The 25467-nt window shown below is 63.6% G+C and carries 24 protein-coding genes; 19 read left to right on the top strand and 5 right to left on the bottom strand.

What is annotated here, in order from left to right; all coding sequences use genetic code 11:
- Positions 1–46: 46 nt before the first annotated feature.
- Positions 47–1363 (bottom strand): alpha-glucosidase/alpha-galactosidase, encoded by a 1317-nt coding sequence (locus tag J8I29_RS25885; protein ID WP_209433857.1) that lies wholly within the window; start codon positions 1361–1363, stop codon positions 47–49.
- Between the two features lie 160 nt (positions 1364–1523).
- Between J8I29_RS25885 and J8I29_RS25890 the strand changes: the two genes are divergently transcribed.
- The 7 genes from J8I29_RS25890 to J8I29_RS25920 all read left to right on the top strand — a co-directional run bounded on the left by J8I29_RS25890 (position 1524) and on the right by J8I29_RS25920 (position 8487).
- Positions 1524–2405, top strand: a complete 882-nt coding sequence (locus J8I29_RS25890; protein ID WP_209433858.1) for a helix-turn-helix domain-containing protein — start codon at positions 1524–1526, stop codon at positions 2403–2405.
- Between the two features lie 264 nt (positions 2406–2669).
- Positions 2670–3467, top strand: a complete 798-nt coding sequence (locus J8I29_RS25895; RefSeq protein WP_209433859.1) for a DeoR/GlpR family DNA-binding transcription regulator — start codon at positions 2670–2672, stop codon at positions 3465–3467.
- Positions 3467–4438 (top strand): BadF/BadG/BcrA/BcrD ATPase family protein, encoded by a 972-nt coding sequence (locus J8I29_RS25900; protein WP_209433860.1) that lies wholly within the window; start codon positions 3467–3469, stop codon positions 4436–4438. The genes J8I29_RS25895 and J8I29_RS25900 overlap by 1 nt, the downstream gene beginning before the upstream one ends.
- 23 nt (positions 4439–4461) lie before the next feature.
- Entirely contained in the window at positions 4462–5721 is a 1260-nt protein-coding gene (locus J8I29_RS25905; RefSeq protein WP_209433861.1) for a sugar ABC transporter substrate-binding protein, read from the top strand.
- Between the two features lie 2 nt (positions 5722–5723).
- The gene (locus J8I29_RS25910; protein ID WP_209433862.1) at positions 5724–6635 is read left to right on the top strand and encodes a sugar ABC transporter permease; all 912 of its coding nucleotides are present in this window, start codon (positions 5724–5726) and stop codon (positions 6633–6635) included.
- Positions 6636–6638: 3 nt separating this feature from the next.
- The gene (locus J8I29_RS25915; protein WP_209433863.1) at positions 6639–7496 is read left to right on the top strand and encodes a carbohydrate ABC transporter permease; all 858 of its coding nucleotides are present in this window, start codon (positions 6639–6641) and stop codon (positions 7494–7496) included.
- Positions 7497–7533: 37 nt separating this feature from the next.
- Positions 7534–8487, top strand: coding sequence for an SIS domain-containing protein (locus tag J8I29_RS25920; protein ID WP_209433864.1), 954 nt, complete (start codon positions 7534–7536; stop codon positions 8485–8487).
- A 119-nt stretch (positions 8488–8606) separates the two neighbouring features.
- Here the strand turns inward: J8I29_RS25920 and J8I29_RS25925 are convergent, their stop codons facing one another.
- From J8I29_RS25925 to J8I29_RS25935, 3 genes are all read right to left on the bottom strand, one after another.
- Positions 8607–9269, bottom strand: a complete 663-nt coding sequence (locus J8I29_RS25925; protein WP_209433865.1) for a hypothetical protein — start codon at positions 9267–9269, stop codon at positions 8607–8609.
- Positions 9270–9355: 86 nt separating this feature from the next.
- Complete coding sequence (locus tag J8I29_RS25930; protein WP_245197378.1) at positions 9356–10678, bottom strand: MFS transporter; 1323 nt, start codon at positions 10676–10678, stop codon at positions 9356–9358.
- A 14-nt stretch (positions 10679–10692) separates the two neighbouring features.
- Positions 10693–11157: a MaoC/PaaZ C-terminal domain-containing protein gene (locus J8I29_RS25935; RefSeq protein WP_209433906.1), complete on the bottom strand. Its 465-nt coding sequence runs from the start codon at positions 11155–11157 to the stop codon at positions 10693–10695.
- Between the two features lie 238 nt (positions 11158–11395).
- On the opposite strand from J8I29_RS25935, the gene J8I29_RS25940 reads away from it, so the two are divergent.
- The 3 genes from J8I29_RS25940 to J8I29_RS25950 all read left to right on the top strand — a co-directional run bounded on the left by J8I29_RS25940 (position 11396) and on the right by J8I29_RS25950 (position 14724).
- Positions 11396–12166, top strand: a complete 771-nt coding sequence (locus tag J8I29_RS25940; RefSeq protein WP_245443652.1) for an IclR family transcriptional regulator — start codon at positions 11396–11398, stop codon at positions 12164–12166.
- Between the two features lie 237 nt (positions 12167–12403).
- Positions 12404–13594, top strand: coding sequence for a CaiB/BaiF CoA-transferase family protein (locus J8I29_RS25945; RefSeq protein WP_209433866.1), 1191 nt, complete (start codon positions 12404–12406; stop codon positions 13592–13594).
- Positions 13591–14724, top strand: coding sequence for an extracellular solute-binding protein (locus J8I29_RS25950; RefSeq protein WP_209433867.1), 1134 nt, complete (start codon positions 13591–13593; stop codon positions 14722–14724). The genes J8I29_RS25945 and J8I29_RS25950 overlap by 4 nt, the downstream gene beginning before the upstream one ends.
- 78 nt (positions 14725–14802) lie before the next feature.
- Here J8I29_RS25950 and J8I29_RS25955 read toward each other — a convergent pair whose 3' ends face one another.
- Positions 14803–15495 (bottom strand): GntR family transcriptional regulator, encoded by a 693-nt coding sequence (locus J8I29_RS25955; protein WP_245443651.1) that lies wholly within the window; start codon positions 15493–15495, stop codon positions 14803–14805.
- Between the two features lie 75 nt (positions 15496–15570).
- On the opposite strand from J8I29_RS25955, the gene J8I29_RS25960 reads away from it, so the two are divergent.
- The 9 genes from J8I29_RS25960 to J8I29_RS26000 all read left to right on the top strand — a co-directional run bounded on the left by J8I29_RS25960 (position 15571) and on the right by J8I29_RS26000 (position 25465).
- Entirely contained in the window at positions 15571–16746 is a 1176-nt protein-coding gene (locus J8I29_RS25960; protein ID WP_209433869.1) for an enolase C-terminal domain-like protein, read from the top strand.
- A 31-nt stretch (positions 16747–16777) separates the two neighbouring features.
- Positions 16778–18043 (top strand): extracellular solute-binding protein, encoded by a 1266-nt coding sequence (locus J8I29_RS25965; protein ID WP_209433870.1) that lies wholly within the window; start codon positions 16778–16780, stop codon positions 18041–18043.
- Positions 18044–18205: 162 nt separating this feature from the next.
- The gene (locus tag J8I29_RS25970) at positions 18206–19114 is read left to right on the top strand and encodes a sugar ABC transporter permease (RefSeq protein ID WP_209433871.1); all 909 of its coding nucleotides are present in this window, start codon (positions 18206–18208) and stop codon (positions 19112–19114) included.
- Positions 19115–19121: 7 nt separating this feature from the next.
- The gene (locus J8I29_RS25975) at positions 19122–19955 is read left to right on the top strand and encodes a carbohydrate ABC transporter permease (protein WP_105865605.1); all 834 of its coding nucleotides are present in this window, start codon (positions 19122–19124) and stop codon (positions 19953–19955) included.
- Between the two features lie 17 nt (positions 19956–19972).
- Positions 19973–21034 (top strand): sn-glycerol-3-phosphate ABC transporter ATP-binding protein UgpC, encoded by a 1062-nt coding sequence (gene ugpC / locus J8I29_RS25980; RefSeq protein WP_209433872.1) that lies wholly within the window; start codon positions 19973–19975, stop codon positions 21032–21034.
- 152 nt (positions 21035–21186) lie between these two features.
- Positions 21187–22314: an enolase C-terminal domain-like protein gene (locus J8I29_RS25985; RefSeq protein WP_209433873.1), complete on the top strand. Its 1128-nt coding sequence runs from the start codon at positions 21187–21189 to the stop codon at positions 22312–22314.
- Between the two features lie 23 nt (positions 22315–22337).
- On the top strand, positions 22338–23582 hold the full coding sequence (locus tag J8I29_RS25990) for a sugar ABC transporter substrate-binding protein (RefSeq protein WP_209433874.1): 1245 nt from the start codon (positions 22338–22340) through the stop codon (positions 23580–23582).
- A 142-nt stretch (positions 23583–23724) separates the two neighbouring features.
- Positions 23725–24618, top strand: coding sequence for a sugar ABC transporter permease (locus J8I29_RS25995; RefSeq protein WP_245197380.1), 894 nt, complete (start codon positions 23725–23727; stop codon positions 24616–24618).
- 4 nt (positions 24619–24622) lie between these two features.
- Positions 24623–25465, top strand: coding sequence for a carbohydrate ABC transporter permease (locus tag J8I29_RS26000; RefSeq protein ID WP_209433875.1), 843 nt, complete (start codon positions 24623–24625; stop codon positions 25463–25465).
- Positions 25466–25467 lie beyond the last annotated feature (2 nt).

Genomic DNA, 25467 nt, shown 5'->3' on the forward strand with positions numbered 1-25467 from the left:
CGCTCTCGACATTTGACATGGACGGCAGCAGTCCAAGATCAGACATTTAGCGATAGGCCGGCAGCAGATTGCCATGCGCGGCGATGAGGTCGTCGACCAGGTGCCAGATCTGGTCGGGCGACAATTCCGCCGAGGTGTGAGGATCCAGCAAGGCCGCCTGGTAGATGGTTTCCCGCCGCCGTTCCAGGGCCGCATGCACCGTCAATTCCTGCACATTGGTGCTCAACCGGATCACGGCCGCGAGCTGGCGCGGCAGAGAGCCGACCTTGATCGGCTGAATGCCGTTGCGGTCGACATGGCAGGGCACCTCGACCACGCAGTCGGCAGGCAGGTTGTCGATCAGCCCCCCATTGCGGACATTGCCGTAGATCAGTCCGGGCTGGCCCGTCACGAGCGCATGAATGATGCCGGCGGCGTATTCGTTGCTGCGGCAGATCTCGACGGGCGCGCCACCCTCGAGTTCACCGCGCAGCTTGTTCCAGCCGGCGATCTGGTCCTCACAGCGGGTGATATATTCGTCGAGAGGAATGCCGTAGCGCTCGATCAGGTCATCGCGACCCCGCTTGATGTACCAGGCCGTATACTCGGAAAAATGCTCGGAGGACTCGGTGACGAAATAGCCAAGGCGGTGCAGCACGTCGAAGCGGATGCGATCGTCCGGCGGCACCTGGCCATTCACCGCCAGTGCCTTGAGGCGGGGATAGAGATCTTCGGTGCTCCCGTCTCGGTGGCGCTTGTTGAATTTCAGGAAGAAGGCAACATGGTTGATGCCCGCGGAGACATAGTCGATGTCGGCGATGTCCTCGCCCAGGCACCGAGCAAGGTGGGCCGAAGTGTGCTGCACGCTGTGGCATAGCCCGACCGTACGCAGCTGCGGCGCGATCTCGCCGATGGCCCAGCAATTGATCGCCATCGGGTTGACGTAGTTCATCAGGAGCGCATCGGGGCACAAATCCTCGATGTCCCGGCAGATCTCCTGCAGGACCGGAATGGTACGAAGGCCCCGGAAGATCCCGCCGATGCCGAGCGTGTCGGCAATGGTCTGGCGCAGGCCATAGCGCTTGGGAATGTCGAAATCGACCACCGTCGCGGGCCGATACCCCCCGACCTGCATCATCAGGACGACGAAATTCGCGCCGGCCAGCGCAACACGCCGCTCGGTCGTGGCCTCGATGCGCACGCGCGGCAGGTGCAGCCCGTCGCAGATACGCCGTGCAACGATCTCGGAGGTTTTCAGGCGCTCGGCGTCGATGTCATGCAGGCTGATCACGCAATCGGCGAATACGCCGTTGCTGAGCACGTCGCTCAGGATCGATTGGGCGAAAACCGTGCTCCCGGCTCCGATGAGACAGATCTTGGTCAAGGGAGGTCATCCTTGCTGGTTGAGACATCACCGGGATGCGCCGGGCAGACCCTGCTTGCCGGTTGACTGGAAGGCTGCGTTTATTCCATTCATGAAAACGGGATGTCTTCCCGAATTGAGATAATTTATTCCTGAATCGAAGCGTCGAATTTTCCGTTCCATGGCGAAGCAATCACTGGCCGGCCGAGACGAGCATGCCGATTGGGCCGATCGGTTCGATAGCGGCTCCTTCCATGTCGAAAGCCATGTCGCCGGCGCCATGGCGGCGGCGCACTGGCACGACCATGTCGAACTCAACCTGCTGCTGGAGGGGCGCATGAGCTATCTCTTCCAGGGACGGCGGGAAACCGTGGAAGCGCGGCGGCTTGCACTCTTCTGGGCCGCGATCCCGCACCGGGCCATCGAGGTCGTGTCGGGCTCCAGGCTGATCTGCCTCTACATCCCCTTCCAGGATTTCATGGCGCTGCCCATCGCAGGCTCGCTCCGGAAAGCCGTCATGCATGGCGCCTTCCTGAGAGCGGCGCGGATCGATCCGGCGGACACGGCCGCCTTCCAGCGCTGGGTCGACGAATGGCCCGGCGCCGGCTCCGCCCGCCAGCGCCTGATCCTGGACGAGGCCTGCCTGCGTGTGCGCCGCCTGGCGCTCGATCCGCTCGAGACCAGCGATTCCGCCCGGCGCGACGGTACCGGCGAGCGCCGCGAAGGCCGGTCTCCGTCGCTCGATCATGCCGAGCGGATGATCGAGATCATCAATCTGCGCTTTGGCGAAGAGCTCTCCATCGCCGCGATCGCCGCCGAGCTCGGGACCCATCAGACCACCGCCACATCGGCGTTCCGGCGGATTCTTGGCATGTCGATCAACGAATACATCATTCGCTTTCGCCTGAGCCGGGCCCTGCATCTGCTGGCCGACACCAACCAGCCGATCCTGGACGTGGCCTATGCCTGCGGCTTCGGCTCGGCCAGCCGGTTCTACGAGGTCTTCAAGAACCGCACCGGCGTTACGCCGCGCCAGTTCCGCAGTCAGCTCTCCCCACGCTGACGGCAAGGCTGAAGAGCCCATCCGAGCCTTGCCGCCGGCAGGCAAGACATCGCCTGCGGCCTTCCAGCCCTTTTCTCCTCTTCGACATGTCGGACGACCAGCCCCAGCCCGCGTTGCGAAAAGGGCGCCGTCCGGACGCCTCCGCTCGTGCCAGGCCTCGATAAAATCATAAAAAATCAGAAAGATGATTGACTCTGACGTTTTAATGACGTTGATTGATTTTATCAGAGCGGGTCCTAGCCCGCTAAATGCAGCGGGGAATGCATGTCTCAGGGGTCGAGCAAACTGGAGCGCCTGGATGCGATCCGCGGCCATCTCTACACGCACGGCCCCTCCACGATTCAGGCCCTGGCCGACGCGGCAGGCGCCTCGCTCGCCACCATCCGCCGCGACCTGCAGATCCTCGAGGAGCAGGGCATCATCGACCGGGCTCATGGCGGAGCCCGCATCGCAGAGGGGTCGAGCGTCGAGGTTGCCTTCAGCGCGCGCGAGGGCCGCAACCTCGCGGCCAAGCGGGCGCTTGCCGCGGCTGCCTATGAAAAGCTCACCCCGCACGCGACCATCTTCCTGGATGCCGGCACCACGGTACGCCAGCTCGCAAGGCTCCTGCGCATCAATCCGATGCCGATGACCGTGTTCACCAACGGCCTCCTGGTGGCCCAGGAACTTCTGGACGTGCCCAAGCTGCGCGTGGTCGTCATTGGCGGCCAGCTGCGCAACGAGAATGCCTCCTTGGTCGGACCGGAGGCCGAGGCGATGCTGGAGCGGCTGTGGTTCGACCAGCTCTTCCTCGGCGTCAGTGCCATCGGCCCGGATGCCACGATCTACAGTGTCGACAGCGCCGAGGCGAGCCTGAACGCGCGCATGCTCAAGCGGGCCGAGAAGCGCTTCATCGTCACCGATTCGAGCAAGTTCGGGGTGATGTCCACTTATGCCGTGGCCGCGCTCGCCCCCTCGATCAGCATCATGACCGATGCCAACCTGTCTTCGGACTGGCAAAGGCAGCTGCACGAGATCGGCATGCCGCTCACCCTGGTGAACGTACCCGCGGGTGCTTCCTGATGGCCGGAATCCTCGCAATCGACGGCGGTGGCACCAAGACAATCCTGGCGACAGCGAACCGGGACGGTGCGATCGGCAGCTGGCTGGAAGGCGCCGGAATCAACCCGGTCGACAATCCCGATTGGCTGGCCAGTTTCGAGGCGCTGGTCCGGACGGCCGGTGAGGCTGCCCGGGCCTGCGACCATGCCGTGCTGGCCCTTCCGGCCTATGGCGAGATTGCGGCTGTGACGCAATCCCAGAACCAGGCGGCGGCGTCGGTGCTCGGACGATCCCATGCGATCCTCAACGATGTCGAGGCGGCGCATGTCGCAGCCTTCGCCGGCGGGCCCGGCGTCCTGATCCTGGCCGGAACGGGGTCGATGGCCTGGGCCAGCGACGAGCGTGGCGAAAGCCTGCGTGTCGGGGGTTGGGGCGACGCCTTCGGCGACGAGGGCAGCGCCTTCTGGATCGGACGGGAGACGATCGCCCGCGTCAGCCAAGCCCTCGACGGACGCCTTACGGCGCCGGCGCTGGCCGACGCCGTCTTCGCTTTCCTGGGGCTCGATCGGGCCGATCCCCCGCGCGCCTTGCTGCAATGGCATGTCGAACTGTCCCATCCCCGCTCTGAGATCGCCGCCTTGTCGGTTCTCATCGACCGCCTGGCCGAGGCTGGCGACCAGGCGGCCGCGGCCATCCTCGACGAAGCGGCCGACCATCTCGCCCGCCATGTGGAGGCGGCCTGGCGTCGCATGGATGCAAGGCCATACCGATCATGGAGCTATGCCGGCGGCGTATTCGCCAGCAGAGGCGTGCTGACGAGGCTTACGGCGCGCCTGGGGGCTCCTCCCACGCCGCCGCGACTTCCCCCGATTGGCGGCGCGCTGCTGCGCGCCGCGCAAGACCTCGATTGGCCCGTGGATCAAGCATGGATCGAACGCCTGGGCGCCTCGATCACAGAACATGCAAGCCACGCGAGGAATAGCCGCACCTGACCATACAAAGAGGGATCATTGACATGTTACGGCACGGATTGCGTGCGTTCGTCGCACTTTCTGCCCTGATGCTGGCCCAACCCGTCTGGGCTGACTCGGCCAAACCCCTGGCGGGGCAGAGCATCTCGGTGTTGCTACCTTCCGGTCAGCGCCCGGGATTGGCCGAGGATTTCGAGAAGGAAACCGGCATTCACGTCGACCTCCAGTCGCTGTCCTGGAACGACATCCGTGCCAAGCTCGTCACGTCCCTGCTCGCAGGCAGCGCGCCGGCCGATGTCACGGAGGTGGACTGGTCGTGGACCGGCCAGTTCGGCGCAGCGGGCTGGTATACCCCGCTCGATGGCCTCCTGGACGAAGCAACCGTCAAGGACATCGCGACCAGTTCGATCTTCCGTTACGACGGCAAGCTGATCGCCCTGCCCTACAACAATGATTTCCGGGTCCTCATCGTCAACAAGGAGCATTTCGAAAAGGCCGGTATCGCGGCCATGCCCAAGACGCTCGACGAATTGCTGGCTGCCGCCCGGACCCTCAAGGAAAAGGGTATTTCCAAATATCCGATCGGCATTCCCCTTTCGCCCGCGGAAGGCACCTCGACCGCCTGGTATCTTCTCACCAAGGCCTTTGGCGGCGAGCTTTTCGACAAGGACTTCAAACCCATGTTCACCGACCCGTCATCGGCGGGCCACAAGGCCCTGGCCTTCGAGATCGATGCCCTCAAGCAGGGCCTGATCGACCCAGCCGCGCCCGGACTGATCGACATGGACGTCCATCAGCTTTTCATGAACGGTCAGGTCAGCATCGAGATCTGCGGCGAGGTCGGCCGGCTCGCCCTCTTCAACGACGCCAGCAAATCCAAGGTCGCCGGCAAAGCCGTGGCCGCCCTCTTCCCGACCGCAAGCGGGGTGACGCGCAGCCTTGGCCTGCCCGAGGCCATGGGCATTCCCGTCCCCTCCCAGAAGAAAGAGGCGGCGCTGGCCTTCATCAAATGGATGAGCGCCAAGGAACAACAGCTTAAAAACTATACCGAAGCCGGCACGCTGGCGACACGCACGTCAGCACTCCAGGACTTGGACAAGGCCGGCAAGCTCGAGAGCGGCAAAGTCCTGATCGAGCAGGCCTCCACGGCCGGCGGCCTGTTTCCGCAGGGGACGCCGATCTGGTATCCGCAGTTCAGCTCCGCCGTGTATACGGCCATAAACCAGGCTGCCAAGGGCCAGTTGAGCGTCGACGATGCGCTCAAGCAGATCGCGGATGAAACCGAGCGGGCCATGCAGCAATGAGCATGACGGCTCTGACCCGGACCGGCATGGAGCGGAACAGCGGCGCCAGAAGCGACGCCTGGCTCGGACTGGTGCTCGCCGCTCCCATCGTGCTGACCATGATCGGGTTGGTGATCTGGCCGGTCATCGCCACCATGTGGCAAAGCCTGCATCGGGTCGATCCGATGCAGGCGGGCACGCCCTTCGTCGGCCTCTCCAACTACACGGCCCTGTTCTTCGACAAGAATGCCCTGACGGCCTGGTCCAATACGCTTTTCTACGTCGTTCTCGCGGTCGCCCTGGAGACCGTCGGCGGCGTGGCCGCGGCCGTACTGCTCAACAGGCTGACGATCGGCCGGCGCTGGCTTCTGGCGATCGTGATCCTGCCCTGGGCCCTGCCCGGCGTGGTCAACGCCATCGTCTGGCAATGGATCTACAATCCCAGTCATGGCCTGCTCAACGGCCTCCTCACGGCCATCGGCTTTGATTTCGACAGGCATGTCTGGTTCAATGATCGCAGCTCCGCCCTGATCCTCGTCACCGTCGTGCATGTCTGGCGCACCATGCCGCTGACGGTGGTGATCGTGCTGGCGGCCCTGCAATCGATCCCAAAGGATATCTACGAGGCTGCGCGGATCGACGGCGCCAATCGTTTCCAGCTCTTCCGCATGATGACGCTGCCTCTCATCCGCAGCGGCCTGGCTATCGCCCTGGCGCAATCGACGGTCACGGCCTTCAACCTTTTCGACGAGGTGTGGATCCTCGCCGGCTCGAGCCTCGACACCCGCTCCATCCTGGTCCAGGTCTATCTGGAGGCTTTCCAGAACCTGCGCTTTTCCCGGGGCATGGCGCTGTCGGTGCTGGTCATGTTCATTTCGCTGGCCGTTTCGCTCGCCTTCGTCTCACGCGTCTATCGCGAAACCAGGCTCGATTGACCCATGCGCGCCCTCCTGTCCCGTTTCGGCCTCATGCTGGCCTGCGCCGTGCTGGTGCTGTGGTCGCTGGTGCCCGTCTACTGGGCTTTCGCCACCAGCCTGACGCCCACGCCCGACCTCACCGCCAGCACGGTGCGCTTCTTTCCGCAGACGCTCACCCTGGATCACTATGCCAAGCTGTTCGGGTTTGGCACCACCATGGCCAATGACACCATGGTCTGGCAGCAATTCCGCGCCGCGCTGATCAACAGCATCGTCACCGCCCTGGGCGCGACGATCCTGTGCGTCGCCCTGGCGGCGGCGGGCGGCTATGCCTTCGTGCGCCTGAACTTCCCGGGGCGCTCGGTGATCTTCATCCTCGTGGTCGCCACCTTCGCCATACCGGGATACACGGTCCTGATACCGCTTTATCGGATCATGACGACGCTGCGCCTGGTCGATACTTATCTCGGCGTCACGCTGATCTATGTCTCGGCCTTCCTGCCGCTGTCGCTATGGCTGATGCGCAGCGTCTATCAGTCCCTGCCCCTTTCCATCGAGGAGGCGGCCCAGATCGACGGGGCGAGCCGGCTCTACATCCTGGTGAGGATCGTTCTGCCGATGGCGGCTCCGGGGCTGGTCGCCGCCGCCATCATCACCTTCCTGGGGGCCTGGGGCCAGTTCATGGTGCCCCTGATCTTCTCGCCCACCATGGCAACCAAGCCCCTGACCATCCTCGTCCCCGAATTCGCGACGAAGAACTTCGTCGACTACGGCCTGATCAACGCGGCCGGCTCGGTAGCGATCATCGTGCCGACGCTGATCGTCATCTTCCTCAACCGGTACCTCGTCAGCGGCCTCGTCGCCGGTGCGGTCAAGTGACCGGCCATCGAACCCATCCAACCCAGTGAGTACAGTCATGAACGTCACCGAGCGTGTCATCTTCGAACAATTTCCGTTCTGGCAGCAGGGCCTTGGGGCATCGCTCCCCGCGATCGACGCGCCGATCACCGTCATCATCGGTTGCGGCACCTCGTATAACCTTGCCGTCTCGCTTGCCGCCGTGTTCAACGCCCATGGCCGCAGGGCCATCGCCGTGCCTGGTGGGGAATGGCTGAGGCGCCCGCAAGCCTATCTGCCCGATCCTGCCGGCGCGCATGTCATCGCGCTCTCGCGCAGCGGCGAAACCACTGAAACCGTGGCGGCTGCGGCCGCCAGCCGTGCGGCCGGCCTGATGGTGACGGCATTGACCTGCGAAAGCGAGGGTGCCCTCGCCCGCGAAGCCGATCATCTCGCCTTCACGCCGACCCATGGCGAAGAGGGCATCGTCATGACGAGTTCCGCCTCGCTGATGCTGTTGCTCGGCCTGAGGATGGCAGGCGTGGCGGTCCCCCCTGCGGTGGCCCAACAAGCTGAAAAACTGGCGAAAACCCTGGACGAGCGATTGGCCGGGCGGCTCGCCGGCCGCAGCCATTTCGTCTATCTCGGCGGCGGCGCTCATTATGGGGTCTGCCTGGAGGCTTCGCTGAAGCTTCAGGAGATGAGCCAGAGCTATACCCAGGCTTTCCATCCGCTCGAATACAGGCATGGTCCCGTCAGCCTGCTCGACGAGCGCACACTCGTCGTCATGCTCTACGATCCGAACACCTTGCAGGAAGAGGCCCAGCTCGTAGCGGAACTGCGCGAGAAGGGCGCCCTCGTGGTGGGCCTGGGCGGACCGGGCGACATCTCTCTCGATCTCGATGTCGCCGACGAGCTGCGCGGCTTGGTCTGCCTGCCCGCGCTTCAGCTCCTGGGCGAGCGTGTCGCCCAACGCCGCAATGTCGATACGGTGACGCCGCGGCATCTGACCAAGGTGGTCAAGCTCGCATAAGGGGACGTGCTTTCGCCAGGCTTCGTGAGCAGCATGCGGCCCCTCCGCAGGGGCCGGTTCTCGAGATGACACGGAACGGCGCCGCCGCATTCGCCGGGACGGCGCATGTTCCAAGCCTCTCAATCCGCCAGCATGTAATCCGCCGCGCTGTAGCTATGGCTCGCCTGATAGGCATTCCGACCCCGGTTCATATGCGTCAGATTGAAGGTCCGAATGGCGCGCAACACGCGGCCGCTCGCGAGGAATTTGCGTATTGAGACGGAGCCGCGCACATTGATGCCGAAAATGTCGGCACCACGCGGAAAGAAGTAGCTGACGTCCTCCGGCATGGCGACGCTCTGCTCGAGAAAGGGTTCGTCCACACGGCTCGGCGTGGCTGAACGATCCGTCGTGAAATCCGAAAGATGCACGATGAATCTGGCGCGGACATCCTCGCCCTGGGCATAGAGCGTGAAAAGCTCCATCCAGCTTGCATTGACGCGGATAAGCGGTTTGTCCGAGGTCGACGGCAGGCAGGAAACCGACCAGTAGTATCGCTCGGTCTTGCGCCGGATCGGAATGCAGCCTGGGCCGTATAGGCCGAGAATCTCCAGCACCTGTCCTGCCTGCGGGCGAGACAGCAGTCTTGCAAATCGAGCGGCATATTTGAAGCGATGCTCCAGCGACTCGGAGCGATCGGCCGCGTCCTGCAAATCGATCCTGCCCTCGATCCACTCGCGCTGTTGCTCGAGATCGAGGAATTGCCGCACGCCAGTGATTTTCGGGCGAAGCCTCGTACCCATATCAAGCGCCCAGTGACATTCGTGTGCTCGGCATCGTGCCGCTCCCATAGTCTAACCCGGGCGCTTGCCGCTTTGCTTCCTGCAACTCAAGCCGCACGGGTTTGAGCGAGCGCGCGGCTTGCCTTGCTTTCCTTGAGCCCGATCAGGATCGCGGCAGCCCCGGCTGCGATGATCGACAGCACAAGATACCCGATACTCGAATTGCCGACGATCTGGTCCGCCCAGGTCTTGATCTGGGGCGAGAAGAAGGCGCCCAGATTGCCGAGCGAGACGATGAAGGCAATCCCGCTCGCGGCGCCGACGCCGCTCAGATAATTGGTCGGCAGACTCCAGAAGACAGGTTGGGATGCAGTCAGGCCCGGGACCGCGATGCAGAAGGCGATTATCAGGAGCCAAGGATTGTTGGTGAACGACACCGCCGCCGAGGCGAGAACGCCAAAGACCACCAGCCAGAACGCCACGAGTCGATGGTTGTTGTGCCGATCGGCATAGACGGTCGCCAGGCGCGTCATGATCGCAGAGCAGAGCCAGGGCAATGCGAGCAGGAGGCCGACCGTGAGGTCCACCTTGCCACCCATCGCCGAGGCAAGCTTGGATGGGAAGAAGAAGGAGAAGGGCGAGGTGCCGACCTGAAAGCAGAAATAGATCAGGATGAAAGCGACCACGCGCGGATCCTTCAGGACACCAAGGACGGAGTGCTGCACCTCCCTCGCCTTCAGTTGCTCCTCGCGCTCGATCTCGGCGGCGAGCGCGCGGCGCTCGTCGGGCGAGAGCCAGGAGGCGTCGGCCGGACGGTCGCAGAGGTAGAAGTAGGCGATTACGCCGACGACCGCTGCGGCAAGCCCCTCGACGACGAGCACGAACTGCCAGTCCTTGAGACCGAGCACGCCGTCGAACTGGAGCAGCCATCCGCTGAGCGGACTGCCGACGACGAGCGAGAGCGGGACACCCAGATAGAAAAGGCCGGTCGCCCGCGCCCGCTGTTTCGCGGGGAACCAACAGGTCAAAAAATAGAGGATTCCCGGATACAACCCGGCCTCGGCGACACCGAGCAGGAAGCGCAGGATGTAGAACACCCACTCATTGTAGCTATACATCACAGCCGCAGAAATCAGTCCCCAGGTCACCATGATCCGGGCGAGCCAGACCCGGGCGCCGAACCGCCTGAGGACGAGATTGCTCGGAACCTCGAACAACGCGTAGCCGATGAAGAAGACGCCGGCTCCGAAGGCATAGGCCGCTTCGCTGAGGCCGGTGTCGCGCTGGAAGGCGAGCTTGACGAAGCCGATATTGACCCTGTCCAGGAAAGCCAGGAGCAGCATCAGGACCAGGAAGGGGATCAGCCGCCAAGCCGATTTCTTGATGGCACGGGTGAGCACGGGATCATCGCCGGTCGCTTCCATCGTCATTGCTTCCTCCCTGGTCATGGTTCGTGCCGGGTCGGCGGTGCGAGGGGATGCTTGCGGGCGACGAGATAAAGATGCTCGCAGACGAGCACGGTCTCGTCCTTCTGGTTGAACATCTCGATCGCCTCGACCACGACGCCCATGTCGGCCCGCTTGTGGTCACGCTTCTCCGTGATGGTGGCGCGGACCCGGATCGTGTCGCCGATGAAGACAGGCCGGATGAAGCGCAGCCGGTCGTATCCGTACGACATCGCATGCGGATTGATCGTCGAGGCTGTCATGCCGATGCCGACGCTGAAGATCAGCGTGCCGTGGGCGATCCTCTGCTTGAAGTCCTGCGTCGCGCACCAATGCGCATCCATGTGGTGGGGGAAATTGTCACCGGTCTGGCCGGCATGGATGACGAAGTCGGCCTCGGTAATGGTCCGGCCGAAGGTGAGCCGACAGGTGCCGATCTCGTAATTCTCGAAATGCTGCTCGATGACAACCATGCCCGCGCCTCCCGTGGCCTGCCGCTTCGATCGGCCCGGTCGGCCGCCCACTGGCGCGGTCTGAACCGGTACGTTTCCTCAAGTGGTTTCGCAGATTTTTATATGCGAATATTTTATTCATATATAGAATTCCATATAGAGCGTCAATCGACAAGATAGGTGTGGATCGCGGATTGGCCGCCCGGCCCGCCGTGTTATGGTCGGCGGCTTGCACGAAGGGGACAATCGAGTGACAGCCAAGGACGACGGCGAGGATCGGTACAAGGCGCCCGCGCTGGACAAGGGACTCGATATCCTGGAACTCCTGTCCGGGATCGACGAAGGGCTGTCGCTCGCCGAAATCGCGAAGGCGCTCGATCGCTCCCAGAACGAGATCTACCGGATGCTCGACCGGCTCGTGCGCCGCAACTACGTGATCCGTACCCCATCCGATCGCTTCGAGCTCTCCCTGAAGCTGTTCGACCTCGCCCACCGCCACCCGCCCATGCGGCGCCTCGTGAGCCTCGCCCTCCGCCCGATGCGGCTTTTTGCGCGGGAGGCCGAGCAGGCCTGCCATCTCACCGTCTACGCCCGCGGCAGCGGTGTCGTGGTGGCGCAGATCGATGCGCCAGACTACTGGGGAATATCGGTGCGGGTCGGTACCCTCATCAATCTCCTCAATACCGGATCAGGCCACATACTCCTCGCTTATGCGTCGGACGAAGAGCGCGAGCTGATGCTGGGCGAGCGCGAGCACGTGCCGAACGAGACCTGGCCGGAGCGGCTCGACGAGGTTCTGGCAAGCGTGCGCGAGCGCGGCTGGGAGATGCGGCCGAGCCAGCAGGCCGAGGGGGTCACGAACATCTCGGTCCCGGTTTTCGGCGTCGGCGGCCGCCTTCTCGCGGCCCTGACCTGCCCGCGTATCCGCCGCCTTCTCGGCAGGCCGCGCAGCGAGCAGCAGATCCTCGAACTGTTGCAGGCGTCCGCCAGCCAAATCTCGGCGGCGGCCCGCATCAACTGAAGCAGAAAACCCACTGAAACAAAGGGTTGGAGAGAAAATGCGATTCGGAGAAATCGCGTTTTGCCAACCACTCCCCATACGATCGGCTGCAGGCCCGGCCTGCCGGCCCGCGATCCCGCAAGCTTGCCTTCTTGAATTATATATGAAATTATAATTCATATACGAAAGACAATGACACAAGTCTGGTGACCTGCCTGGACATGGTAGCCGTTCCCGACAAATACGGAGGTCACGCCGATGCAACAAGAATTCCCAGCCGGGGCGCGTGGCTCGCATCACGCGGTCCTGCCGCTCGACGGCCTCGTGGTTCTCGACATGAGCCAGTTCCTGTCGGGTCCTTATTGCTCGCTGCGGCTGCTTGATTTCGGCGCCCGCGTCATCAAGATCGAACGGCCGCAGGGCGGCGACCTCTCTCGCAGCCTTTATCTCAGCGATACCGAGATCGGCGGCGATTCCACGATTTTCCACGCGATCAACCGCGGCAAGGAGAGCCTCGCGATCGACTTGAAGAACCCCGCGGACCTGGCCGTCCTGCACACCCTTCTGACGAAGGCCGACGTCGTGATTCAAAACTTCAGGCCGGGCGTCATCGAGCGCCTCGGCCTCGATTACGCCTCGGTTCGGGCTATCAACCCGCGCATCGTCTACGCCTCGATCACCGGCTACGGGAACGAGGGTCCCTGGGCCGGACGGCCCGGCCAGGATCTGCTGGCGCAGTCACGCTCGGGCGTGATGTGGCTGAACGGCGACGAGACCCAAGAGCCGGTGCCCTTCGGTCTCGCCATCGCAGACATGCTGGCGGGAGCTGCGGCCGCGCAGGGCATCCTGGCAGCGCTCGTCCGGCGGGGCATCACCGGTCTAGGCTCGCATGTCGAGACGAGCCTGCTCGAAGCGCTGGTCGACTTCCAGTTCGAGGTGCTGACGACCTTCCTCAACGACGGCGAGCGCATGCCGCGCCGGTCCTCGCTCCGAAGCGCCCATGCCTATCTGGCTGCCCCTTACGGCGTTTATCCGACCCGGGATGGTTTCCTGGCCATTGCCATGACGCCGATTGCAAAGCTCGCCGACCTCCTTGATATCGCCGAGCTGGCGCCCTACCGCGACGATCCGAAGAGCTGGTTCGGCGCGCGCGACGAGATCAAGGCGATCATCGCCGCACGGGTGGCGACCGAGACCTGCGATCACTGGCTGGCGATCCTCGAGCCCGCCGACATCTGGTGCGCCAAGGTGCTGGCGTGGCCCGAGCTCCTCCACAGCGAGGGCTTCAAGGTCCTCGACATGCTTCAGACGGTGCAGCGCGAAGACGATGTCGCGATCCGCACCACCCGCTCACCCCTCCGCTTCGACGGCGTGCGGCCACAGGTGATGCGGGCGGCGCCACGGATCGGCGAGCACACGGGTGCGATCCGACGGGAGTTCGGGCTGTGACGGTTAGGCTGAAGGGCATGACCTGGGACCATCCGCGCGGCTACGATCCGATGGTCGCCTGTTCACGGCTCTGGGCGCAGAAGACCGGGATCGAGATTATTTGGCAGAAGCGCTCGCTGCAGGATTTCGAGTGCTTCCCGGTCGAGGAGCTGGCGCGCCGATACGATCTCATCGTCATTGATCATCCGCATGTCGGGCAGATCACGAAGGAGGGTTGCCTCCTTCCGCTCGATGTTTCGGGGCGCGAGGCCGAGCGGGAGGCTCTTGCGCATGGGTCGGTCGGCCCGTCCTATCCGTCCTATGCGTGGAAGGGCCGGCAATGGGCCTTCCCGATCGACGCCGCGACTCAAGTCCAGGCCTTCGTGCCGGGTCGGATCGCCGGGCCGGTGTCGTCCTTTGCCGAGATGATGGACCTTGCCCGCACCGGACGCGTCGCGCTGCCGTTGCGGCCGCCCCATTCCCTGATGACCTTCTACACGCTGGCGGCGCATCTCGGATATGCCTGCGCGGCCGACAGGGAACGGTTCATCGCGCCTGACGCGGGGGTAGAGGTCTGGGAACGCCTGTCCGAGCTCGTGCGCCTCGTCGATCCCAATGATCGCGAACGAGATCCGATCGCCGTCTTCGAACGCATGGCCGGGCTGGATTCGACGATCGCCTGTGTCCCCTACATCTACGGCTACGTGTCCTATGCCTGGGACGGTTTCCGGCCAGTGCGGATCCACTTCGCCGACATCCCCACCATCGATGGACGAAAGCCCGCCGGAGCCGCGCTCGGCGGGACGGGCATTGCGGTTTCGGCCATGAGCCGGCATCCGATCGAAGCGAGCGACTTCGCCTATTGGGTCGCCAGCGCAGACGTTCAGCGCGGCGCCTACGCCGCGGCAGGCGGCCAGCCCGGCCACGCCGCAGCCTGGGAGGATAGTGACGTCAACGCTGCCAGTGCCGGATTCTACGAGAAGACCCGCGCGACGCTCGAAGGTTCCTATCTGCGGCCGCGCCACGATGGGTATATGCCCTTTCAGGCAGCTGCTTCGGAGCGGATCAACGCGGGGCTCGCAGCCGGTGAAGGCGCAAGGCCGCTGCTGCGCGATCTCGATGACCTGTGGCGGATCGGATCGGGTTCATAAGCCCGGAGAGTTCGCCGGACCATTTGCTCCGGCCTCGCCGACGCTTTGATCGCAGGCGGCGCCGGTGCCAACGCAGCTTCAGAAGAACCCGAGATTGCGCTGCAAGGCTGACTGAAAATGGGTGTTCAGTGCGGCCTCCGCCGCATCGGCGTCGCGCGACTGGCAAGCCTTCAGGATGTCGACATGTTCGCGCAAGGTGCGAAGTGCCAGCGGGGCCGTGATCTTTCGGTCGAGACGCAACAGCCGCAAATAGTTGTGCACACGCCGCAGATTCGAGGTGATCAACGGATTCTGCAGGATGCCGATCACCGTTCCGTGCAGAACCACCTCCATCTCCTCCATCTCCTTGCGGCTGTCCGGGGCGAGGCCGTCGCGCGAGATCCTCTCGATCAGATCCTCGTGGCGCTTGCGGATCGCGTCCATTTCAGCCTCATCGCCCGTCTCCGCATAGGCTCGTACGGCGGCTTTCTCCAGAATTGAGCGGAACTGATAGGTCGCTCGCGTCAGTTCGAGGTCGGGTTTTATGAACTGGATGCCGGACCGGGGATGAATGGTGACGATGCCTTCCGCCTCCAGCGTGCGAAGGGCGTCGCGCAGGGGCGCGACTGGAATGTCCAGGAGCTTCACGAGGTCGTTCTGCGACACGAAGGCACCGGCCGGCACCGTCTTGTCGAACATCCCCTCCAGGATGCGCTCATAGGCAACGTCGCTCAGCAGTTTTCCCGCCGGTGCCGCCGCCTTTTTCTCGATGCGCGATGTGGTTCGGCCCACTTGTCCCGCTCCATGTTTTAACATATTAACTTATTTAACTGATATTTCAGAGCGCTACATAAGTCGATCAGAAACATGCCCCTTCGCCTTGTAGACTACCGTATCACGCGTTTCCAGTTTGCCCGAGACCGCGTCATCGGCGACAGCCAGGTGCGCGCCGACGACGCCAATGTGGTGGCGCTGGAGCTGATCGCCGACAATGGCGCGGTCGGTCTCGGCTTCGCGCAGACACTGTTCGTGCCAATGCCGGCGGAAGCCGAAATCGGCCGCATCTTCCGGACCGAGCTGTGGCCGGCGCTGGAGGGGGGCTATCCTTCGGCCATGGTCCACCGCGTCGGCCGGCCGCGCGGCGGCAACCAGCGGACGCCGATGCTGCCCTTTGGAGAGGCGATCCAGGTGGCCCTGTGGGACCTCGCCGCCAAGGAAGCAGGGTTGCCGCTGTTCAAGCTGCTCGGCGGCACCCGCGGCCGCGTCAGGGCCTATGCCAGCGGCCTCGACTTTCATCTGTCCGACGATGCCTTCGCCGAGCTTTTCGGGCATGCCGACGCAATCGGCTACAGCGCCTTCAAGATCAAGGTCGGCAGCCCCGATTTCGACTGGGACCTGCACCGCATCGAGTTGTTGAAGAAGAGCGTGCGCAAGAACGCCCTGGTGATGATCGATGCCAACGAAGCATGGGGCGCCAAGGAGGCCGCCGCCAAGCTGGAGAAGATCCACCGCGCGGGCCATGACCTACTCTGGGTCGAGGACCCGATCCTGCGCAACGATTATGAGGGGTTGCGGTTGCTGCGCAGGGCCTGCCCGTGGACGCTGATCAACTCCGGCGAATATCTCGACGCGACCGGCAAGCGCATCCTGATGGAAGAAGGCGCGACCGACATCCTCAACGTGCATGGCCAGGTCACCGACGTCATGCGTATCGGCTGGCTGGCCGCCGACAAAGGCATACCGGTGTCGCTCGGCAACACCTTCCTCGAGTTGGGCGTCCACACCGCGTGCGCCCTGCCGGAGGTGGAGTGGCTGGAATATTCGTTCCAGAATTTCGACCACCTCGTCGAGGAGCCGGTGCTGATCGAGGACGGCTTCGCCTATGCGCCCGAACGCCCCGGCCACGGCCTGGTGCTCAGCGAGACGGCCCGCAAGCAATGGCATCGGCCCGAGCTGCTCGGCCGCGACGCGCTGGGCGAGGCGCCGCACAATCCCCGTGTCGGCGCGGCGCCGCGCCAGCGGCAAACCGCAAACGACTGCTGACAAAAGAACATTGCATCCGGAGGAAATTGCCATGAGACATGCCCTCGGCTTTGCCGCCCTCTTTGCTGCGCTGACGGCCACCCCCGCTATGGCGCAGGAACTCACCGTCTGGGACTGGAAGTCGGGCGACCCGGTCACGTCAGGCTATTTCGCGAAGGTGAAGGCGGATTTCGAGGCGGCACATCCGGGCGTCACCGTCAAATACGTCATGCAGCCGCACGACCAATATTACACCCTGCTCGGCACGGCCCTGTCTTCGGCCGGCGGTCCCGACCTCATCCTCCTGCATGGCGGTGCGCAGGCCAGGGAGCGGGTCGGCGCCATGGTGAAGCTGGACGACAAGGTCGCCGACATCAGGGGCGACATCAAAGGCTGGGAGGAATTTACCGGCAAGGACGGCGCCGTCTACGCGGTACCGCTTTCGATCCAGGGCTTTGTCGTCTACTACAACAAGACGCTCTACAAGAATGCCTGGCTCGATCCAGAAAGCCCGCCCAGGACCTGGAACGAACTCAAGAAGGCCTGCGATGCGATCAAGGCCAAGGGCGACGTGCCCTGCTTCACGCTGGGCAACAAGGAAGGTTTCGGCGCCGAGTTCTTCTTTTCCTCCATGGCCGCCAATTCCTTCTCCGACGCCGAGCAGGCCGAGTGGGCGGCCGGCAAGCTGAAATGGTCGAGCCCCCAGGTGAAGGCGATCCTGCAGGCCTGGGTCGATACGCAGGCCTGGGGCTGGTACGCCGAGGGCGCCAATTCCACCGCCAAATTCATGGACGAGTATGAAGCCTTCATGCGCGGCGAAGGCGCCAACACCATTGGCCTCATCTCCGACGTCGCCCACTGGAAGCAGTTCGACGAGTTCCTGGGCGCCGAGAATGTCGGCGTCTTCAAGCCCCTCTCACCCACGCTGGCCAGCGACAAGAAGACCGACGACCTGAAGTTTCCGCTGTCCGGCGGCATCGGCTATGCCGTGAACAACAAGTCGCCCAACGCCAATCTCGCCATCGACCTCGCCAAGGCGTTCGCCGCCCCGGCGGCCATGCAGGTGTTCTTCCACGATGCCGGCGCCATCGCCGCCAACACCAAGGTGGACACCAGCACGCTGGCGAGCCCCTCGGCCAAGGCGATCATCGGCTGGATGGCGACGTCGGGCGCCCCCACCGCGCACACCAACATGACAACGGCGGAAATCGAGGAATGGCACCGCCAGAGCCAGTTGTTGCTCAATGGCGCCGTGACGGTGGACGCCGCCGCGGCCCGCATGGATGAAGTGCAGGCGCAGGCACGGGCGGGACGATAGCCAGGCTTGGAGGGATGGCGGCGGGCGCTCTCCAGAGTTTGCAGGATCGGCCACCCCACGTCCGCTACGGCCTTCTGCCCGCCTCTACGGGGAGAAATGTCCGGCGGACAGGAAGGGCCGGCGTCCATTGTCAACGACATTTTCCAAAAGCCGGCACATCCCATGACCATTGCACCTCGCCCCACCACCCGGAAGAAATCCGGCTTCGGCAGCCGCTCGGAACGCCGTTTCGCCTATCTTTTCGTGCTGCCGGCGCTGCTCCTGGTCCTGATGTTCCGCATCATTCCGCTGGTGTGGGGCTTCGTGCTGTCCTTCACCAACGCCAACGGCATCGACCGCATGGATTTCGTCGGCACCGACAATTATGCCGCGATCGCCCGTGACCCGGTCTTTCACGACAGCCTGGCAAATACCGTCATGCTGCTGGTCACCTTGCCCATCTGGATCATGCTGCCGATGCTTCTGGCGATCCTGATCCATCAGGGCGTGCCGGGCGGCAAGATTTTCCGGGCCGTCTATTTCTTTCCGGCAGTGCTGTCATCGGTCATCGTCGGCTCGATCTTCAACGTCGTGCTGCGGCGCGACGGCAGCCTGAACGCGCTGTTGAAACTGGTCGGCATCTCGCCGGTGGACTGGCTGGGACAGGGCGGCACCGCCATGGCCAGCCTGATCGCGGTGCAGCTCTGGTCCACCTTCGGCATGAGCCTGCTGATCTTCCTTGCCGGCCTGTCGACGGTGCCCAAGGACATGCTGGAGGCGGCGCGGCTGGACGGCGCCAAGCTGTGGCAGACCTGGATCTACGTCATCATCCCCTCGCTGAGGCCGATCATCGAATTCGTGGCCGTCGTCACCACCATCGGCGTGCTCACTTCCATGTTCGGGCTGATCTACGTGCTGACGGCAGGCGGGCCCGGCACGGCGACGACGCTGCCGGAATTCCTGATCTGGCTGGAGCAGGGCAAGATGAACCGCCCGGGCTATGCGGCGGCGATCTCGATGGTGCTGTTCGTGCTGATGGGCGGTCTCGCCTGGCTGCAGATCCGCATCATGAACCGCAACTCGAATTTGTGAGGCGATCATGGCCGCAGCGGGAAAACGCGAGAAGCGTACGCTTTGGATCCTCTCGGTGCCCATGGCGCTGCTTGCGCTGTCATGTGTCTACCCGGTCTTCTTCGCCGTCAACAATGCGCTGAAGACCAGCAAGGGCTACATCCTCAACCGCTTCGGCATCGTCAGCGAGCCGACCTTCGACAATTTCGTACAGGCCTGGTCGCGCGCCCGGCTGGGCGAGTATTTCTTCAATTCGCTCATCGTGACGGCAGGTGCCGTGCTGCTGTTGCTCATCGTCTCGTCGCTGGCCGGCTTCGCGCTGGCCGTGCTGCGCTTTCCCTACCGCAAGGCGATCTTCATCGTCATACTCGCCTCGCTGATGATCCCGGTGCAGGTGGTGCTGGTGCCCTTCTACCAGACCGTCATCGGGCTTGGCCTGATCAACACGCGCATCGGCCTGATCATTTCCTACACCGCCTTTTTCCTGCCGTTCAGTGTCTACCTGATGACCGCTTTCTACAGCGGCCTGCCGCGCGAGCTGGTCGAGGCAGCGCGGATCGATGGCGCCAAGCCGTGGCAGGTCTGGTGGCATGTCATGCTGCCGATGGGCAAGCCGGCGTTGATCACGCTCGGCATCCTCAACACGCTCTATTGCTGGAACGACGTGCTGATCTCCCTGCTGGTGCTGCAGGACCAGCGCACGCTGATGGTCGGCATCGCCGCGTTGCGGGGCGAATACACGACCAACGTGCCGCTGCTGTCGGCTGGCATCGTTCTGGCCGCGGCCCCCATCGTCGTCCTCTACATTATCTTCCAACGCCAGATCGTGTCCGGCATCGCCGTCGGCGCGGTGAAGGGATAGTCGCTGAAGGGATAGTCATGCCCCAGGTCGAGCTCAAGCATGTCCGCAAGGCTTATGGTGCGTCCGCCGTGATTCATGGCGTGTCGCTGGCCATCGAGCAGGGTGAGTTCTGCGTTTTCGTCGGCCCCTCCGGCTGCGGCAAATCCACCTTGCTCAGGATGATCGCCGGGCTGGAGGAGGTCAGCGAAGGAGACGTCGTCATCGGCGGCCGGCTGATGAACGACGAGGAGCCGTCCGATCGCGGCGTCGCCATGGTCTTCCAGTCCTACGCGCTCTATCCCCATATGAGCGTGGCCGACAATATGAGCTTCGGCCTGCGCATGGCGGGCCGACCGCGCGCCGAGATCGACGAGAAGGTGGGCAGAGCCGCGCGCATCCTGCAGCTCGACCATTTGCTCGACCGCAAGCCGGCAAATCTTTCCGGCGGCCAGCGCCAGCGTGTTGCAATCGGCCGTGCCATCGTGCGCAACCCCGACGTCTTCCTGTTCGATGAACCGCTGTCCAATCTCGATGCCGAGCTGCGTGTGCAGATGCGAGTCGAGATCGCCAAGCTTCACCGCACGCTGGGCAACACCATGATCTATGTCACGCATGACCAGACCGAGGCGCTCACCCTGGCCGATAAGATCGTGGTGCTGCGTGCCGGCAAGATCGAGCAGGTCGGCTCTCCGCTCGATCTCTATGAGGATCCCGACAATGCCTTCGTCGCCGGCTTCATCGGCTCGCCGCGCATGAATTTCCTCAAGGCCGTGGTAGTCGATGGCGGGGGCGCCGTCTCGGTCGGCGGCACCACGGTCAATATCGGCCATCTCGCCTCCAGGCTGGAGGAAGGCCGCGAACTCCAGCTCGGCATTCGCCCCGAGCACCTTGCCGCAGCAACGGGCGCCGCACTGACGCTGACCGCCGATGTGACCGAACGACTTGGCTCGACCAACTATGTGCATGGCAGCTTGCCGACAGGCGAGCAGATCGTCGCCGAGCAGCGCGACAGGCAGGCCGAATTCCGGCAGGTTCTGACGGTGCGCTTCGAGGCGGAGAAGATGCGGCTGTTCGACGAGAGCGGTGCCCGCATCCGGTAGCGGCGGCCAATCGTAAGGCTTTCTTCGAGATTGCCCTTGCCTCGCGAAGAGGGGCTGGTGGGGGACTCGCTCGAAGGACGGACCGCCCTTGCAAATCTTGCTAATATATCATAAAGACATTCTGATAGATCAGAAGACTTGGGGGAGGAACCGTGAAGATAACCGGCTTCACCTGCTGGCTCGTCGAGACTGACCCAGGGCCACAATTCTTCTGGCGCAGGGGCCTGGCCGGCTCGCATGGCGACGTGGCGCCCGGCACCAGGCCGCGCAAGGCCGTTATCCGCATGGACACCGATGCCGGTATCCATGGCGCGATGGAGCTGGTGCGCGGCGCCTCGGCCATTGACCTGATTGCGCGCCGCTATCATGCGCTGATCGGTGAGAACCCGCTGATGACCGAGCGGCTGTGGAAACTGATCTGGGAGATCGACCGGGTCGAGGAAATCCACATGCGGTCGCTCGGCATCCTCGACGTGCTGTGCTGGGACGTGAAGTCGAAGGCGGCAAACCTGCCGGTCTATCAGCTTCTGGGCGGCAACGACCCGAAAGTGCCGGCCTATGCCTCCACCGTCACCTGGCCGACGCTCGATGACTACGAGCGCCACATCAAGCTGTGCATGGATGTGGGCTTCACCGCGTTCAAGCTGCATGCCTGGGGCGATGTGAAGCGCGACATCGAACTGTCGGCTGCCCTGCGCAAATGGACCGGACCCGATGCGGACCTCATGTTCGACGGCTCCGCCGGGTGGGACTATGTCGACGCGCTCAAGGTGGGCGTCGCGCTGCAGGACCTCGGCTTCTCCTGGTACGAAGAGCCGATGCGCGAATTCCATCTCGGCTCCTACGCCAAGCTCTGCGAGAAGCTGACGATTCCCGTGCTGGCCGCCGAGACCTCCGACGGCGTGCACTGGAACATGGCGAGCTGGATCGAGGCCGGCGCGCTGGACATGACCCGCGTCAGCGCCTTCTACAAGGGTGGCTTCACCGGTGCGATGAAGATCGCGCATATGTCGGAATCCTTCGGCATGCGCGCCCAGGTTCACGGCATGAGCCTGGAGAATGCGCAACTCTGCGCTGCGATATCGAATAACGACTATTACGAGCAACTCGTCGTCGACGAGCGGCAAATCCGGAACCTGACCAGCCTCGGCCCCCTGGCCATCGAGGATGGGTATCTCAACGTCAGTTCCGAGCCGGGCGTCGGCTACGACTATGACTGGGCCGGACTCGATCGCAGCGCCTGCGCCAAGGTCGAAGTGACACAGCGCCACAACAACTAGAATTTTCCTTCAGGGAGGAAGCCATGACCTTCGCCGCGGATAGACGCGCGTTCCTCAAGTCCGTCGCCGCACTGGTCGCCGCCGGCGCCTTGCCACGCGCGGCGCTCGCGCAGACCGCCAACATCAACTACTGGCATCACTTCTCCAGCCAGGTCGAGTTCGCCGGCCTCGATGCGGTCATGAAGGCGTTCGCGGCCAAACACCCTGCCGTCAAGGTCACGCAGGAAAACATCCCGAATCCTGAATTCATGGCAAAGGTTACGGCAGCCGTTGCGGCCGACAGCAAGCCGGACACGTCGCAGGTAACGGCCGAGCGCGTCGCCGACCTGACGGCGATGGGCGCGCTGGTCGACCTTACGGATCGCGTCAACGGCTGGAGCGGCAAGGCCGACTATCCTGACGACCGCTGGAAAGGCGTAACCAGGGACGGCAAGATCTACGGTATTCCCTCTTTCGCCTTCGTCGACTGGATGTATTACCGCAAGGATTGGTTTGAAGAAGCCGGCATCTCGGCCCCGAAGACCTTCGCCGAATTCCTGGAAGCCGCCAAGAAGCTCACCGACGCTTCGAAGAACCGCTACGGTTTCGGCCTGCGCGGCGGAGCCGGAGGCCAGAAATATATCATCGACGTCATGGAAGCGTTTGGCGCGCCTCTGGTCAAGGACGGCCATATCGGCCTGGACAAGGCGCCGGCGGTGGAGGCGATCAAGTTCTATGCCGGCCTGTTCACCGAACATAAGGTCGCGCCACCGAGCGCGCCGAACGACGGTTACCGTCAAATTGTCGAAGCCTTCAGCACCGGTCAGACGGCGATGTTGTGGCATCATACCGGTTCGATCAAGGACATCGAGAAGGCTCTCAAGCCGGGCGAGCAGTTCGCAACCGCGACGATGCCGGCCGGCCCTTCGGCCCGGATCGCGCGGCTTGCCTATGCCTATAATGGCCTGATGAAGGAAACCAATGCCGACGCCGCGTGGAGCTGGGTGTCGTTCTGGGCGGAGGCCGATGCGGCATTGGCGTTTCTCCAGGCCACCGGCTATTTCCCCGCATCCGCCAAGCTGGCCCAGCACGCCGCGATCACTGGCAATCCGATCTATGCGCCCGCGGCCGAGGTGCTCGGCTACGGCCAGCTGCCGCCCAGCTTCCCCGGCCTTGCCGGCTGGTCCGAAGGCGTGGCTCTGCCGGCCTTCCAGCGCGCGCTGATCGGCCAGGCGACGGCAGAGGAAGCGGTCGACGAGATGATCGCCGGTCTCGAAGAGGCCAAGTAACCTTCCGGGCCGGCTTCCGTTTTTTCGAGCGGTCTTCCCCGTTCCCCGGGGCCGGCAGGTGGCGCTCCTGTCTCCGATGCAACAGTCGGGATTTCAAATGACGAATGCAATCGCAACGCCGGCCCGGCCAGCGAGAGGTCCGATGGCGTGGGTCGGAGAGCTCTCCGAGACCCGCTATTGGATGTATATCCTGCTGATCCCGAGCTTCGTCCTGATCCTGGCGGTGGTGCTCTACCCGACGCTCTATGGCGCGCAGCTCTCCTTCCGCGAGATGCGGATGAACCGGCCGGCGCTGGGAACCGGCCTGATCGGATTCAAGCACTATATCAGGCTCTATTCGGACCCGGTCTTCTGGACCGCCCTGTGGAACACGGTGGTGTGGACCACGGCCTCGGTCGCTCTCGAATTCCTGCTCGGCCTGGTGGCGGCACTGGCGCTCAACCGCAATCTGCCCGGCACAAAGCTGCTGGGCGTGCTAATCCTGCTGCCCTACTTTCTGCCCAATGTCGTGGCCGGTCACATGTGGTCGCTGCTGCTCGACCCGCGCCTCGGCGTCATCAACGACCTATTGCTCAAGGCCGGCATTCTCGGCAGCTACAAGGCATGGTTCGCTGATCCTTCGACGGCAATGGCGGCGGCGATCCTGGTCGAGGCCTGGCATGGCTTCCCGTTTTTTGCATTGCTGCTTCTGGCCGGCCTCAAGGGCATTCCGGCGGATCTCTACAAAGCAGCCAACATCGACGGCGCGGGGCCGCTGGCGCAACTCAGGCTCATCACCCTGCCCATGCTGCGCACGGTGATCGCGGCGGCTGTCATCCTGCGCGTCATCGGCCTCGTCAACTCGCCGGACCTGCTGCTGATCCTCACCGGCGGCGGTCCTGGGCGCGCCACCCAGGTGCTGTCGCTATACGCCTTCCAGGCTGCCTACAAGGACTTCAACTTCGGCTATGCAGCCGCGCTTTCGGTGGTGATGTTCGTTCTGCTGATGCTGTTTGCCTGGGCCTATATCCGCGTCTCCAAAGTCAACAAGGATTGATCCGATGGCGACGATCTCGAAATCCTCGCGCAACTGGGACATCGCAACCTACGCGGTTCTCGTCCTGCTGGCGATCTTCTGCCTGTTCCCGATCGTCTGGACATTCCTGACTTCGATCAAGGTCGACGCCGACATCGTCACCCAGACCATGGTCTACCTGCCGACGCGTTTCACCTTCGATCACTATGTGAAGATCTGGACCCAATCGGACTATCCCGTGCTCGTCTTCAACAGCCTGGTGGTTACGTCCATCACGGTGGTCATCTGCCTGCTGACCGGCACCCTCGCCAGCTATGCATTCGCGCGCTTCGACTTCCCCGGACGCGGATCCTTGATGCTGGGCTACCTGGTCGTGCGCATGTTTCCAGCGGTCCTGATGATTATTCCGCTGTTCGTCGTCATGCGTTCGGTCGGTCTGCTCGATTCCAAGTTCGGCCTGGCCATTGCCTATACAAGCTTCCTGCTGCCGCTTTTCGTGTGGATGATGAAGGGCTTCTTCGATGCCGCCCCGAAGGAGCTGGAAAGCGCGGCGCGCATCGACGGGGGCACCCGCTTCAGCGCCATGTGGCAGATCGTTGTGCCGATCACCCGTAACGGCCTGATGGCGACCAGCGTCTTCGTCGCCATCGCGGCATGGAACGAATTCCTGTTTGCGCTGATGCTGACCACGAGCCAGGGCGCCCGTACATGGCCGGTCGGTCTGCAACTCATGGTCGGCGAGTTCCAGCTTCCCTGGGGCATGCTCGCCGCCGGCGGCATGATCTCGATCGTGCCGGTCGTCGTCATGTTCGCGATCGTCCAACGCGCGATGGTGGCAGGCATCACCGCCGGCGCAGTGAAAGGCTGATC

Origin of the sequence: Labrys sp. LIt4 (genome assembly GCF_017813775.1) — a bacterium.
GTDB classification, from domain to species: domain Bacteria; phylum Pseudomonadota; class Alphaproteobacteria; order Rhizobiales; family Labraceae; genus Labrys; species Labrys okinawensis_A.

Coding starts and splice junctions, on each gene's coding strand:
- J8I29_RS25890 (WP_209433858.1), top strand. CDS start 1,524: ATGGCGAAGCAATCACTGGCCGGCCGAGACGAGCATGCCGATTGGGCC.
- J8I29_RS25895 (WP_209433859.1), top strand. CDS start 2,670: ATGTCTCAGGGGTCGAGCAAACTGGAGCGCCTGGATGCGATCCGCGGC.
- J8I29_RS25900 (WP_209433860.1), top strand. CDS start 3,467: ATGGCCGGAATCCTCGCAATCGACGGCGGTGGCACCAAGACAATCCTG.
- J8I29_RS25905 (WP_209433861.1), top strand. CDS start 4,462: ATGTTACGGCACGGATTGCGTGCGTTCGTCGCACTTTCTGCCCTGATG.
- J8I29_RS25910 (WP_209433862.1), top strand. CDS start 5,724: ATGACGGCTCTGACCCGGACCGGCATGGAGCGGAACAGCGGCGCCAGA.
- J8I29_RS25915 (WP_209433863.1), top strand. CDS start 6,639: ATGCGCGCCCTCCTGTCCCGTTTCGGCCTCATGCTGGCCTGCGCCGTG.
- J8I29_RS25920 (WP_209433864.1), top strand. CDS start 7,534: ATGAACGTCACCGAGCGTGTCATCTTCGAACAATTTCCGTTCTGGCAG.
- J8I29_RS25925 (WP_209433865.1), bottom strand. CDS start 9,269: ATGGGTACGAGGCTTCGCCCGAAAATCACTGGCGTGCGGCAATTCCTC.
- J8I29_RS25930 (WP_245197378.1), bottom strand. CDS start 10,678: ATGACGATGGAAGCGACCGGCGATGATCCCGTGCTCACCCGTGCCATC.
- J8I29_RS25945 (WP_209433866.1), top strand. CDS start 12,404: ATGCAACAAGAATTCCCAGCCGGGGCGCGTGGCTCGCATCACGCGGTC.
- J8I29_RS25960 (WP_209433869.1), top strand. CDS start 15,571: ATGCCCCTTCGCCTTGTAGACTACCGTATCACGCGTTTCCAGTTTGCC.
- J8I29_RS25965 (WP_209433870.1), top strand. CDS start 16,778: ATGAGACATGCCCTCGGCTTTGCCGCCCTCTTTGCTGCGCTGACGGCC.
- J8I29_RS25970 (WP_209433871.1), top strand. CDS start 18,206: ATGACCATTGCACCTCGCCCCACCACCCGGAAGAAATCCGGCTTCGGC.
- J8I29_RS25975 (WP_105865605.1), top strand. CDS start 19,122: ATGGCCGCAGCGGGAAAACGCGAGAAGCGTACGCTTTGGATCCTCTCG.
- ugpC (WP_209433872.1), top strand. CDS start 19,973: ATGCCCCAGGTCGAGCTCAAGCATGTCCGCAAGGCTTATGGTGCGTCC.
- J8I29_RS25990 (WP_209433874.1), top strand. CDS start 22,338: ATGACCTTCGCCGCGGATAGACGCGCGTTCCTCAAGTCCGTCGCCGCA.
- J8I29_RS25995 (WP_245197380.1), top strand. CDS start 23,725: ATGGCGTGGGTCGGAGAGCTCTCCGAGACCCGCTATTGGATGTATATC.
- J8I29_RS26000 (WP_209433875.1), top strand. CDS start 24,623: ATGGCGACGATCTCGAAATCCTCGCGCAACTGGGACATCGCAACCTAC.